We start from the raw sequence: 13,690 nt of genomic DNA on the forward strand, positions 1-13,690 counted from the left end.
TCTTTATTTGATACCACTATAATCTTCCAGTTTTTAGATCCCTCCTTGCTTTAAAACGTTATAAGCGTTTAAATTGCGCCCCAGATGCTGTCAGACTGACTGCATTCAGGCGGTAAATCGAAAAACTATTCTTCGCAGTCCCAGCCCAGGAGCATATCCCGCTGGAATTGCTTAAAAAAACCGCTGTTTCTTCCCACAGGGAAAGACATTACGTTAATTTAATCAACACCACATCCACAGGCCGTAAGCTTTATGACCCATCAGTTAAAATCGCGCGATATTATTGCGCTGGGCTTTATGACTTTTGCGCTGTTCGTCGGCGCAGGGAACATCATCTTTCCTCCAATGGTTGGTTTGCAGGCTGGCGAAAACGTCTGGATGGCGGCTGTCGGCTTTTTGATCACGGCCGTGGGGCTACCGGTGTTGACGGTTGTCGCGCTGGCGAAAGTCGGTGGTGGTGTTGACAGTCTGAGCACGCCTATCGGCAAAGTGGCTGGCGTTCTGCTGGCGACCGTCTGCTATCTGGCCGTCGGTCCGTTATTCGCTACGCCGCGCACCGCAACGGTCTCTTTTGAAGTGGGCATTGCCCCACTGACCGGCGACTCGACTCTGCCGCTGTTTATCTACAGCGTGGTCTATTTTTCAATTGTAATTCTGGTGTCGCTGTATCCGGGCAAACTGCTGGATACCGTGGGGAACTTCCTGGCGCCGCTGAAGATTCTGGCGTTGATTGTGCTCTCCGTTGCGGCAATCATCTGGCCTGCTGGCCCGATCAGTCATGCGATGGAAGCTTATCAGACGGCGGCATTTTCCAATGGCTTCGTTAACGGCTACCTGACGATGGATACGCTGGGCGCGATGGTCTTTGGTATCGTTATTGTTAACGCGGCGCGCTCTCGCGGTGTGACCGAAGCGCGTCTGCTGACCCGCTATACCGTCTGGGCGGGACTGATGGCGGGCGTCGGATTAACGCTGCTGTACCTGGCGCTGTTCCGCCTCGGGTCAGACAGCGCTACGCTGGTCGATCAGTCGGCGAACGGCGCAGCGATTCTGCACGCTTATGTCCAGCACACCTTTGGCGGTGCGGGTAGCCTGCTGCTGGCGGCGCTGATCTTTATCGCCTGTCTGGTGACGGCGGTCGGCCTGACCTGCGCCTGTGCAGAGTTCTTCGCTCAGTATGTGCCGCTGTCTTACCGCACGCTGGTGTTCATTCTTGGCGGGTTCTCGATGGTGGTTTCCAACCTGGGGCTCAGCCATCTGATCCAGATCTCTATTCCGGTGCTGACGGCGATTTATCCCCCGTGTATCGCACTCGTTGTGTTAAGTTTTACCCGCTCATGGTGGCATAATTCGACCCGCGTCATTGCACCGGCAATGTTTATCAGCCTGATTTTTGGTATCCTTGATGGTATTAAAGCATCGGCAATCGGCGACGTGTTACCGGCCTGGACCCAGCGCTTACCGCTGGCGGAACAAGGTCTGGCGTGGTTAATGCCCACTGTTGTGATGGTGGTCCTGGCGGTTGTCTGGGATCGCGCGGCGGGTCGGCAGGTGACCTCCAGCGCACACTAAGATTGCGGAAAATCTGTTTTAACCACGGGGCTATTACTGGCCCCGTGGTTTTTTATTGTGTTGATGGGTTAGGAATCGATGGAAAGTAATAACAAGCTGAAGCGTGGGCTAAGCACCCGACACATTCGCTTTATGGCCCTGGGCTCAGCAATCGGCACCGGGCTGTTTTATGGCTCTGCGGACGCCATCAAAATGGCCGGGCCGAGCGTGCTGCTGGCCTACATTATCGGCGGGGTGGCGGCCTATATCATTATGCGCGCGTTGGGGGAAATGTCCGTACACAATCCCTCTGCCAGTTCATTTTCACGCTATGCGCAGGAAAACCTCGGCCCACTCGCGGGTTACATTACCGGCTGGACCTACTGCTTTGAAATTCTGATTGTCGCCATTGCCGATGTGACCGCATTCGGTATCTATATGGGCGTCTGGTTTCCGACGGTACCGCACTGGATCTGGGTGCTCAGCGTGGTGCTGATCATCTGCGCCATCAACCTGATGAGCGTAAAAGTGTTTGGCGAACTGGAGTTCTGGTTCTCCTTCTTTAAAGTCGCCACCATCATCATCATGATTGTGGCCGGCTTCGGCATCATCATCTGGGGGATTGGCAACGGCGGACAACCGACCGGGATCCATAACCTGTGGAGCAACGGCGGTTTCTTCAGCAATGGCTGGCTGGGGATGGTGATGTCGTTACAGATGGTGATGTTCGCCTACGGCGGTATTGAAATCATCGGTATCACCGCCGGGGAAGCGAAGGACCCGGAGAAATCCATTCCGCGCGCCATTAACTCGGTGCCGATGCGTATTCTGGTGTTCTACGTGGGGACGCTGTTCGTCATTATGTCTATCTACCCGTGGAATCAGGTGGGAACCGACGGCAGCCCGTTTGTGCTGACCTTCCAGCATCTTGGCATTACGTTTGCTGCCAGCATTCTCAACTTTGTGGTGCTCACCGCGTCACTATCGGCGATCAACTCTGACGTCTTTGGCGTCGGTCGCATGTTGCACGGGATGGCAGAGCAGGGCAGTGCGCCAAAAGTGTTCGCTAAAACCTCGCGCCGGGGGATCCCATGGGTCACCGTGATGGTGATGACTATCGCCCTGCTGTTCGCGGTGTATCTGAACTACATCATGCCGGAAAACGTCTTCCTGGTGATTGCGTCGCTGGCGACCTTCGCGACGGTGTGGGTGTGGATTATGATCCTGCTGTCGCAAATTGCTTTCCGTCGTCGTCTGCCGCCGGAAGAGGTGAAGGCGCTGAAGTTTAAAGTGCCGGGCGGTGTGGCAACGACCATTGTGGGCCTGATTTTCCTCGTATTTATCATTGGGCTGATTGGCTATCATCCGGACACCCGCATTTCGCTGTACGTTGGCTGTGGCTGGATTGTTCTGCTGATGATTGGCTGGCTGTTCAAGCGCCGTCGTGACCGTCAGGTCGCCGAAGCGCAGTAATGTTGTGCCGGGTGGCATGAATGCCATCCGGTCATTTCTCCTCCCCCGAACTCCTCCCCCAATAAACCTTCAGATGATGAGTTATCCTGTAAATCGCTATGGCAAGGTGAGCTCATTTTCATCAAAGGGGATACGTGATGTTGAACGCCTGGCACCTACCGGTTGCCCCATTTGTTAAGCAAAACAAAGACCAACTGACCATTACGCTCTGGTTGACGGGGGAGAACCTGCCGCAGCGCGTTACGCTACGTGCGGAAAATGACAACGAAGAAACCGCGCTGGCGATGCACAAACTGCGCACGCCGCCGTCTCCGGGCGTGACCGCCTGGCGTGCGGCGATTGATCTTCGCAGCGGACAGCCGCGTCGACGCTACAGCTTCAAGCTGCTCTGGCTCGATCGTCAGCTGTGGTTCACGCCGCAAGGGTTCAGCCGCTTTCCACCTGCCCGTCTGGAGCAATTTGCCGTGGATGCGCCGGACAGTGGACCGCAGTGGGTTGCCGATCAGGTTTTCTACCAGATCTTTCCTGACCGTTTTGCTCGTAGTTCGTCACGCGACGCCCAGCAGGATAAGGTCTATTACCATCACGCGGCCGGGCAGGAGATTGTGCTGCGAGAGTGGGACGAACCGTTGACCGCGCAGGCCGGCGGATCCACGTTTTATGGCGGCGATCTCGACGGTATCAGCGAAAAGTTACCGTATCTGAAAAAGCTGGGCGTCACCGCGCTGTACCTGAACCCGGTATTCACTGCCCCGAGCGTGCATAAATATGATACCGAGGATTACCGTCACGTTGACCCGCAGTTTGGCGGCGACCCGGCGCTGATGCGACTGCGGCTGAAAACGCAACAGCAGGGGATGCGCCTGGTGCTGGACGGCGTGTTTAACCACAGCGGCGATTCCCACGCGTGGTTCGATCGTCATCATCGTGGCTCTGGCGGCGCGTGCCACCATCCGGATTCCCCCTGGCGCGACTGGTACAGCTTCTCGCCGGACGGCGTCGCGCTGGACTGGCTGGGCTACCCCAGTCTGCCGAAGCTGGATTATCAGTCCGAAAGTCTGGTCAATGAAATGTATCGCGGTGAAGACAGCATTGTTCGTCACTGGCTGAAAGCGCCGTGGAACATGGACGGCTGGCGTCTTGACGTCGTGCATATGCTGGGAGAAGCGGGCGGCGCGCGTAATAACCTTCAGCATGTCGCGGGGATCGCCCAGGCGGCAAAGGAAACACAGCCGGAAGCTTACGTCTTTGGTGAACACTTTGGCGATGCGCGACAGTGGCTGCAGGCGGATGCTGAAGATGCCGCCATGAACTACCGTGGCTTCACCTTCCCGCTATGGGGCTTTCTTGCCAATACCGATATCTCTTACGATCCCCAGCAGATTGACGCGCAAACCTGTATGGCGTGGATGGATAACTACCGCGCCGGTCTCTCTCATCAACAGCAGTTGCGGATGTTCAATCAGCTCGACAGCCACGATACCGCGCGTTTCAAATCGCTGTTGGGCAAAGATGTCGCCCGCCTGCCGCTGGCGGTAGTCTGGCTATTTAGCTGGCCCGGTGTGCCCTGTATCTATTACGGTGATGAGGTGGGGCTGGATGGCGATAACGATCCGTTCTGCCGCAAGACGTTTCCCTGGCAGGCGGAAAAACAGGATGCCGCATTGCTTGCCCTGTATCAGCGGATGGCGAAGTTGAGACATCGCATCCCGGCGCTGCGTTACGGCGGATGTCAGGTTATCTATGCAGAAGATAACGTGGTGGTGTTTTTGCGCGTCTACCAGCAGCAGCGCGTGCTGGTGGCCATTAACCGCGGCGAAGCCTGTGAAGTGGTGCTCCCGGCCTCACCGCTGCTGAACGTAACAGAATGGGGCTGTAAAGAAGGGAAAGGGCAGTTGTCTGACGACATACTGACGCTGCCGGCCATTTCCGCCACGCTCTGGCTGAATCACTGATACAGCCGCGCGATGTCGTGGCTGGCAAGCAGCGTTTCCCGCCACCAACGATGCGCCAGCCCGTTTCGCCCATCGCGCCATGCCATATAGGCGACATCTTTTTCACGAAAAGAGATGACGCTTTTTTCGACCAGTTCGCCCGTGGCAAGCCACGGGCTGGCGATATGCCGCGGCAGAAACCCGCAGCCCATCCCGGCGCGCAGTAGCGCCACTTTGCTGTGAAAATCATCGACATGAATCTGCGGCTGTTCATCCATCAGGTTGGTTTGTATCGGGTGGCAAAAGCGTGCGCTGTCGCTAATGACAATGGCGCGGTGCAGGCAGAGTTGTTTATTCGTCAATTTGTCAGAGATTGCGGCCAACGGATGATCGGGCGCCACCACAAAGACATTATCCAGAGTGCCTAACATTTTGTAGGACCACGCGGCGGAGGTCGGCGGTTCGTTAATCGCGCCAAGAATGATATCCGCGCCATTATGCGTTAACTCTTCCCATGACCCTGCCAGCGTGTGGTACGAAAATTTAAGCTGCGTCTGTTTGTTCTGCGCGTGAAAGGCGTCGATGAGGGGTAACAGCACCTCAAAGGGAAAGGAGACATCCAGCGCAATGACCAGCTCTTTCTCCCAGCCGGAGCTCAACTGCAGCGCCTGCTTTTCCAGATCTTTTGCCGCACTGAGCAGCAAGCGCCCCTTTTCCAGCATCATCAGTCCGGTATCGGTGAATTTGGCCCGATGCCCGGAGCGGTCAAGCAGTTCGATGTTCAGGTCTTTTTCCAGCTTCTGAATCATATAGCTGAGTGCTGCAGGCGTTTTAAACAACGATTCGGCTGCGGCGGCAAAAGTACCGTATTTGTCGATGGCGTCCAGGATAAGCAGAACGTCCAGATTTATGCGCATAGCTGAAAATATCCCTGAAAGTAAACCTCTCTGTTGTACCGAATGGCGAGAAACAAAACCAGTGAAGAAATTAGATGGAAGATGCGCATTTTTTTGAAAGTGTAAAGATATATCGTCCGGACAAGGCTTATTTCACACGACGGTAAGTTTTCTTTAATAAGTCGTTAGAAATTTCCAACTATACTAAACAGGCTTTCTGATTCAGGATTTGATGGTTGACGACAGATACAAACATTAATTTCTAACTGATTAATTAAGGAAGTATATTATGTCTATTCGGGAACTGATTAATCCATCAAACTCGACGCTCATTTTTATTGACCATCAGCCGCAAATGGCATTTGGGGTGGCTAATATTGATCGCCAGACGTTGAAAAATAATACCGTTGCGTTGGCGAAGGCAGGCAAAATATTTAATGTGCCGGTCATTTATACTTCAGTCGAAACAAAAAGTTTTAGTGGTTACATCTGGCCTGAGTTACTGGCTGTGCACCCGGATGTGAAACCTATCGAACGTACCTCCATGAACTCCTGGGAAGACGCGGCATTTGTGAAAGCCGTGGCGGCGACCGGACGTAAAAAACTGATTATCTCTGCACTATGGACCGAAGTGTGCCTGACCTTCCCGGCGCTGATGGCGCTGGAAGCCGGTTACGAAGTGTATGTCGTAACGGACACTTCCGGCGGCACCTCTGTTGATGCGCATGAACGCGCCATCGACCGTATGGTGCAGGCCGGTGCCGTACCGGTGACCTGGCAGCAGGTTCTGCTGGAGTACCAGCGTGACTGGTCGCGTAAAGAGACCTATGACGCGGTGATGAGTCTGGTTCGTGAACACAGCGGCGCCTACGGTATGGGCGTGGATTATGCCTACACCATGGTACATGGCGCACCGGAACGCAAAGCATAAATACACTTCATCCTTCACGCTGCCTCTTTGTTGGCTTCGTTTGCGCACCCCGGTCACTCACTTATGTGAGCTCCCGAGGATGCGCAACCTTGCCGCCTCGACGCATCATGAATGATTTTGTGTAGTGAACGTATGGCTTATGGCGGGGCAACCCGTCATTAACCTTCAGCAAGGAATCTGTCATGGCGCAAAATACACATGTGACGTTGGTGATTACGCATACGCTGCAGCCTGACCAGGCAGCGCGCTATGAGCTATGGCTAGGGAAAATTATGCCCATTGCCGCCTCGTTTCCCGGTCATCTCGGGGCGAATGTGATTCGTCCGACGGACGGGCAAAAGCTGTGGAACATCATTATTCGTTTCGACACGCTTGAGCATCTCTACAACTGGACGCAGTCGGATACGCGGCGACTTCTGGTCGAGGAGATAGCCCCGCTGCTGGCGGAAGGCGATAAAACCGAGATCCACACCGAAGCGGCGTTCTGGTTTACGCCTCCCGCCCCGCATGTTCGTCAACCGCTGCGCTGGAAGCAGTTTCTGATCACCCTGTTGGTTATCTTCCCCAGCACCAATCTGGTGCCATGGCTGACCGGCATGCTATTGCCCTCGCTGAAGGGAACGCTGTTACTGCATCTGATTAACGATGCCTGTGTGGTTGCGCTGGTGGTCTGGTTGTGGATGCCCATCGTGACCCGTTTGTTTGCCGGCTGGCTGAAAAAAGCCTGATCGGTTCGTCAGGAGAGTGTTATGTCTCAAACTGCCTCATTGATTCTGACCCACGGAAAAATACATACCCTCGACAGTCACAGCCCACAGGCTGACGCCGTGGCCATCAAGGATGGAAAAATTCTCGCCACGGGAACGCACGATCAGGTAATGCGTTTTGCCGCTGACGGTACGCAGGTGGTTGATCTGAAAGGTCACACTGTGATTCCGGGACTTAATGATTCCCACCTGCATCTGATCCGTGGTGGGTTGAATTACAACCTTGAGCTGCGCTGGGAAGGCGTACCGTCCGTGGCCGATGCGCTGCGTATGCTGAAAGAACAGGCTGACCGCACCCCGTCGCCGCAGTGGGTTCGCGTGGTGGGTGGCTGGAGCGAATTTCAGTTTGCCGAACGACGGATGCCGACGCTGGAAGAGCTCAATGACGCCGCGCCGGATACCCCCGTTTTCGTTCTGCATCTGTACGATCGCGCGCTGTTAAACCGCGCGGCGCTGAAAGCCGTGGGATACACCAAAGCAACGCCCGATCCGGCGGGCGGCGAGATCGTCCGCGATGGCAACGGTAATCCCACCGGGATGCTGATCGCCAAACCGAATGCCATGATCCTTTATTCGACGCTGGCCAAAGGGCCGAAGCTACCGCTGGAGATGCAGGTGAACTCCACCCGCCAGTTTATGCGCGAACTGAATCGTCTCGGGCTGACCAGCGCCATTGACGCAGGCGGTGGTTTTCAGAACTACCCGGAAGATTACGAGATCATCGAGCAGTTGCATGCTAATCACCAGATGACGGTGCGTATTGCCTATAACCTGTTTACTCAGCGACCGAAGCAGGAACTGGACGATTTCGAACGCTGGACCGATATGCTCAAGCCGGGCCAGGGAACCGATTTCTATCGTGCGAACGGTGCCGGTGAGATGCTGGTCTTCTCCGCCGCGGACTTCGAAGATTTCCTGCAACCGCGCCCGGATTTGCCGGAAGGGATGGAGGATGAGCTGGAGCGCGTAGTGCACCATCTGGTGGAACACCGCTGGCCATTCCGTCTGCATGCCACTTACGATGAGTCCATCAGCCGGATGCTGGATGTGTTTGAGAAAGTGAACCGTGATATTCCGTTCAATGGTCTGCACTGGTTCTTCGATCACGCCGAAACCATCAGCGAGCGCAATATCGATCGCGTGAAAGCGCTGGGCGGCGGCATTGCGGTACAGCATCGCATGGCGTTCCAGGGCGAATATTTTATCGACCGCTACGGGAAAGAGGCCGTGAAACATACGCCGCCGGTGGCGAAAATGCTGGCCGCCGGAGTGCCGGTGGGGCTTGGAACCGATGCCACTCGCGTCGCCAGCTATAACCCGTGGACGGCGCTGTACTGGCTGGTTTCCGGGCGGACGGTCGGCGGGATGGCGATGTATGACGACAACAACCGTCTGCCGCGCGACGTGGCGCTGGAACTGTGGACGGCAGGAAGCGCGTGGTTTTCCAGCGAGCAGGGTAAAAAAGGGCGCATTGCCAAAGATCAACTGGCCGACCTGGTGGTGCTGTCAAAAGACTACTTCAGCGTGCCGGAAGAGGAGATCAAAGGCATTGAGTCGGTGATGACGATTGTCGATGGCAAAGTGGTGTATGCCGCTGGTCATTTCACGCCGCTGGCGCCGCCGGCGATTCCGGTCGTACCGGACTGGTCTCCGGTAGTGAACGTTCCGGGACACTACCGCTCGGCACCGCCGACCGCGGCGAAAGTGGGCGCGGTGGTGCAGGTGCACCAGTGCTGCGGTAGCTGTGGCGTGCACGGCCATCAGCATGATATCGCCCGCCAGTCGGGGATCCCGGTGTCTGACGATCGCGCCTTCTGGGGCGCACTCGGCTGTTCGTGCTTCGCGTTTTAATCCTGTCTTACGGCCTCTGCTTATGTGCAGAGGCTGAATATATTGTCTGAAAAGGGGTTCACTCTGCTAACAGATATGGCGCAAATGCAACAATTTATGTCATTCTGGACTGTCCTAATACAGTGAAGGTGGATACATGGACGACCTTTTAATCCTTGGCTGCGTCTTTTTGTTCTTCGCGCTGGTGGTGGTGCCGATCCTGTCGATTGTCGCCTTCAATCGCAGTTCGGCGATGCGCGGTGAGCTTGCCCGGTTACGCCAACGGGTCGAAGACCTGGAACAACGCGGCGTCGTTGCGCCCGCGATAACACCGACGGCAGCGGTTCAGCCCGCACAGACGGTCATGGAGGCTGAACCGGCCCCGATCCCGGTGGCGGTGCCAGAACCCAAACCGAAGCCGACTCCCGCTAACCCCTGGCGCTCGCATACGCCGCAGAACGCGGCAATCGCCGAGACTATCGTCGAAAAAGCATCCCCTGAAGCGGGCGTGCAACCTTCTGCCTTTGGCGGCGTGATGTCGTCGCTGGTGCGCTGGTTTATGCAGGGCAACCCGCTGGCAAAACTGGGGATCCTGCTTCTCTTCCTCGGCCTCTCTTTCCTGCTGCGCTATACGGTTGAGCACTCCCTGTTCCCGCTTGAACTGCGCCTGGTTGCGGCGGCGCTGTTTGCGATTGTCCTGCTGGCGATAGGCTGGCGTCTGCGGCATAAACAGCCGGTCTATGCCCTCATTTTGCAGGGCGGGGCAACGGGCGCGCTCTACCTCACCGTCTTTGGCGCGTTTCGCCTCTGGCAGATGCTGCCAATGACGCTGGCCTTTGTGCTGCTGGTGGTCATCTGCGCGGCGAGCGTTGGGCTGGCGATTTTGCAAAAAGCGCTCAGTCTGGCGATGCTGGCGAGCCTCGGTGGCTATCTTGCGCCATTACTGCTTTCGACGGGAAGCGGCAACTACGTGGCGCTGTTCTCCTTTTATCTGTTGCTGTCGGTCGGCATTCTGGCGATCAGCGTCTGGCAACACTGGCGCGAGCTTAATCTGCTCGGGCTGATCTTTACCTTCGGCGTGGGCGGTCTCTGGGGGCTGAATGACTATCAGCCCGCGTTTTACCTGAACTGCCAGCTGTTCCTGATTGCCAATATTCTGCTTTTTGGCGTGCTGAGCGTGGCGCTGTCGCTGCGATCGCAGGCGAAGGGCAAACAGATTATTGATGGAGTGCTGCTGTTTGCGCCGCCGCTCATTGGTTTTGGCATGCAGTACGCCATCACCCGCCATTGGGAATATGGTCCGGCGCTCAGCGCGCTGGGCTACGGCGGTTTTTATCTGGTGCTGTCATGGCTGGCATTACGCCGCTATCCGTCACTGGGGCGTCCGCTGGTGCTGGCCGCGCTGGCGCTGGGCGGCGCGTTTACCACCCTTGCTATCCCGCTGGCGCTGTCGGCGCAGTGGACGGCCATGGCCTGGGCGCTGGAAGGATTGGGGATTTTGTGGCTGGGTGTGCAACAGCAGCAGCGCCGCATGAGTTACAGCGGCACCGCGCTGCTGGTGCTGGCGCTCGGCAGCGCGCTGTGGGCGCAGGCGAACAACACTACTGCGCTTTCGCTGATGCTTATTTTTGCCGTACTCAGCGTCTGCTGGTTGGCGGGTGCGTGGCTGTGGCGCAAGATTGATCTGCGCGGCAGCATGGGACTGCTGGCGGGGGGCGTGATCTTCTGGATCGTGGCGCTCACTGGCGCCGCGCAGTGGCTGTTGACCACCGATTCGCAGGTGATGGCGGGCGTGCTGGCGCTGATGGCCGTGTCGGTCTGGTGCTGGCGATTTGCCGCCGCGCGCCTGACGTGGCAGGCACTGGATGTCAGCAAATGGCTCCTGTGGCCGATGATGCTGGTGGCTCTGCTGTATCAGATTTCCCAGCAGCAGATTTTTGCCGCAGGCTGGCAGAATCTGGCCTGGTGTCTGGCATTACCGGCTGCGGTGGCGTTGCTCTGGCGCGATGCTGAGGCGTTACCACCGCGTCTCTCCAGACTGGTTCATCTCTCGTTCTTCTGGACAATTCTGTTTGCGCTGGCGGCGGAACTGTTCTGGTTTGCCCGCGATCTACCGTGGGGAATGGCAGCCTGGGGAAGCGGTGTAGCAATGGCGGCCGGCGGGGGACTGATTTTCCTCGTCGCGATGGCCGTTCGTCGTCAGTTCTGGCCGTTCCGGGTCTGGCCCGCGTTGTACGCCTGTCAGGCGCTGATTCCCGTCGCAGCAACGCTGGTCGGTCTGTTAGTGTTGACGAATTTGCAGGACGGCGTGGTCTATCGTCAGACATATCTGCCGCTGATCAATCCGCTGGAAGAAGGGGCGGCTTTTGCGCTGCTGGGATTGATGGTGTTTTATCGCGCTTCCCTGCGCTTTTTCCCGGTGCAACTCTCGGTATGTCGCCCATGGCCTGTGGTTGCGCTGATGGCCCTCGGCTTCTGGTGGCTGAATGGTATGCTGCTGCGCGCGTTGGCCTGGTATGGCGACGTGGCGTGGAGCATGGAATCACTGTGGGATTCACGGCTGATTCAGACCTGCTTTGCCCTGTTCTGGATGCTGGTTGCACTGGTGGTGATGCTGCGCGCGACCCGCTATCGCTCTCGTCGCGAATGGCTGTGCGGGGCGGTATTGTTAGGGATTGTGATTGTGAAACTGATGCTGGTGGACAGCGCGGGCGGCGGTGGCCTGGCGCGTGCGGTCGCGTTTATCGGTGTGGCTATACTGGTGCTCATTGTCGGGTATTTTTCACCGTTACCGCCCAAAGCTGGAGAAGAAAAATGAAATGGATGAAAGCGGTATTATGTAGTGTGCTGCTGGGCGTAGCAGGAACCGCCGTCAGTAGTGATGACGTGACGGAGTCCCCGATGGATTACGCAACGGGCATTATGCTGGAAACCCTCGGCGCATCGCCGTGGTATCGCGTGTCGCTCCCGCAAACCGTGTATCAGGGGACCGCCTGGCCGGATTTACGCGATGTACGCGTCTTTAACCATGCCGGGGAGACGGTGCCGTTTACGCTGGTGGCGCAGAAAACCCAGCCCGTTACGCCGCAAACGGTCGCATTGCGCCTTTTTCCTCTGGATATGTCACCCGTCCCGCCGCGTGAGGAGGGGAGACGTAGTGGGGAATCTTTTGTCTTACGCTCGAAGACAGGTATTGAAATTCACCTGGAAAGTGATGACGTTAAGACCGTCGGACAGAGCTATTTACTGATGCTGCCGGAGGAGATGGAAGACAGCTTTTCCCTGGAGCAATTGCGTCTGAACTGGAATACCCCGACGGGCAACTGGCAGGGGAAAGCCTCGGTCTATGTCAGTCGTGATCTACGCTACTGGCGGACCGTGCAGGAAGAGGCGCCGTTGATGGAGCTGACGCGTGATAACGATCGGCTGAAAATGGACACCATTGGCACCAGCCTGACGCTTTCTGCCAATGGCAATCGCTACCTGCTGGTGATCCTCGACTCGCAAAGCCCGGCGCTGACGATAAACAGCGTGAGCGCTATTGCCGAAAGCAGAGAACCGGAATCCGCACGTATCGAGATCGGCGCGCAAGAAGAGAAGGTGTCAAATGACGAAGCGGTCTGGCACTGGGCGCAGCCGCAGCCGCTGACCTCGCTCAGAATCGATCTGGACGATGAAGGGGTTTTACCAGTAGCGCTGTCATGGCGTAGCGCTGAAAAAGCGCCCTGGCAGCCGCTGACAAAAACCGTGCTTTACCGCCTGAACGGCAAGCGTTCGGAGGATATTCGTCTTTCCGGTCAGTTGGTTGAGGCCGTTCGGATGACGACCATTAACGCCCGCCTGCCGGAGAGAATGCCTGCGTTGAGCGGGGCGCGAGACAGCTATCAACTGGTGTTCAATACGCAGGGGAAAGGGCCTTACATGCTGGCCTGGGGAAATCGGGCTGCGCAAAAAGCGGACATTGGTCTTGATCTGCTGATCCCGGCATCGCTGCGTAAAACGCAGGAAATTGACTCTCTGCCGGGGGCTGTGTCCCAGGAGGATGTTGCACTTGGCGGCGAGGCGCGACTGACGGCAACGTCGGCCGCTGAGCAGCAAAGCCAGTGGAAAACGGTGCTCGTGTGGGGGGCGCTGATACTCGGCGTCGCCGTGCTGGCGCTCATGGCGTGGCGCATCTGGCGGGAAGTCAAAAAGGACGGCACGCAGTAAGTCGTTAAAAGGCTCGTCATGGCGAACCCATCATCAGCAAGATATCGCCCGCCCCGGCGGTGACCGGCGGCGGGTTTCTTCCTGACAGGACGTCAGTCT

Annotated in this window: 9 protein-coding genes; 8 read left to right on the plus strand and 1 reads right to left on the minus strand. The window is 56.9% G+C overall.

Annotated features, from left to right (window positions below):
• Positions 1-252: 252 nt before the first annotated feature.
• The 3 genes from brnQ (at position 253) to malZ (ending at position 4,979) form a co-directional block, all read left to right on the plus strand.
• The gene (gene brnQ / locus OGY35_RS13660) at positions 253-1,572 is read left to right on the plus strand and encodes a branched-chain amino acid transporter carrier protein BrnQ (RefSeq protein ID WP_152405681.1); all 1,320 of its coding nucleotides are present in this window, start codon (positions 253-255) and stop codon (positions 1,570-1,572) included.
• Positions 1,573-1,650: 78 nt separating this feature from the next.
• Positions 1,651-3,024 carry a proline-specific permease ProY gene (gene proY / locus OGY35_RS13665; RefSeq protein WP_286632549.1) on the plus strand — a complete coding sequence of 458 codons (1,374 nt, stop codon included), beginning with the start codon at positions 1,651-1,653 and terminating at the stop codon, positions 3,022-3,024.
• Positions 3,025-3,161: 137 nt separating this feature from the next.
• A complete protein-coding gene (gene malZ, locus OGY35_RS13670; protein WP_286632550.1) occupies positions 3,162-4,979 on the plus strand; it encodes a maltodextrin glucosidase in 1,818 nt (605 codons plus the stop codon).
• Here the strand turns inward: malZ and OGY35_RS13675 are convergent.
• A complete protein-coding gene (locus OGY35_RS13675) occupies positions 4,973-5,875 on the minus strand; it encodes a LysR family transcriptional regulator (protein ID WP_286632551.1) in 903 nt (300 codons plus the stop codon). The genes malZ and OGY35_RS13675 overlap by 7 nt on opposite strands.
• Before the next feature lie 268 nt (positions 5,876-6,143).
• Here OGY35_RS13675 and OGY35_RS13680 point away from each other — a divergent pair, with 268 nt between their 5' ends.
• The 5 genes from OGY35_RS13680 to OGY35_RS13700 all read left to right on the plus strand — a co-directional run bounded on the left by OGY35_RS13680 (position 6,144) and on the right by OGY35_RS13700 (position 13,591).
• Positions 6,144-6,785 carry a hydrolase gene (locus tag OGY35_RS13680; protein ID WP_152405677.1) on the plus strand — a complete coding sequence of 214 codons (642 nt, stop codon included), beginning with the start codon at positions 6,144-6,146 and terminating at the stop codon, positions 6,783-6,785.
• Between the two features lie 182 nt (positions 6,786-6,967).
• Positions 6,968-7,513 carry an antibiotic biosynthesis monooxygenase gene (locus OGY35_RS13685; protein WP_286632552.1) on the plus strand — a complete coding sequence of 182 codons (546 nt, stop codon included), beginning with the start codon at positions 6,968-6,970 and terminating at the stop codon, positions 7,511-7,513.
• Between the two features lie 21 nt (positions 7,514-7,534).
• Entirely contained in the window at positions 7,535-9,403 is a 1,869-nt protein-coding gene (locus tag OGY35_RS13690; protein ID WP_286632553.1) for an amidohydrolase, read from the plus strand.
• A gap of 136 nt (positions 9,404-9,539) precedes the next feature.
• Positions 9,540-12,200, plus strand: a complete 2,661-nt coding sequence (locus tag OGY35_RS13695) for a DUF2339 domain-containing protein (RefSeq protein WP_286632554.1) — start codon at positions 9,540-9,542, stop codon at positions 12,198-12,200.
• On the plus strand, positions 12,197-13,591 hold the full coding sequence (locus OGY35_RS13700) for a DUF3999 domain-containing protein (protein ID WP_286632555.1): 1,395 nt from the start codon (positions 12,197-12,199) through the stop codon (positions 13,589-13,591). The genes OGY35_RS13695 and OGY35_RS13700 overlap by 4 nt, the downstream gene beginning before the upstream one ends.
• Positions 13,592-13,690 lie beyond the last annotated feature (99 nt).

The sequence above is a fragment of the Citrobacter sp. Ct235 genome (genome assembly GCF_030332305.1).
GTDB lineage: Bacteria > Pseudomonadota > Gammaproteobacteria > Enterobacterales > Enterobacteriaceae > Citrobacter_A > Citrobacter_A telavivensis.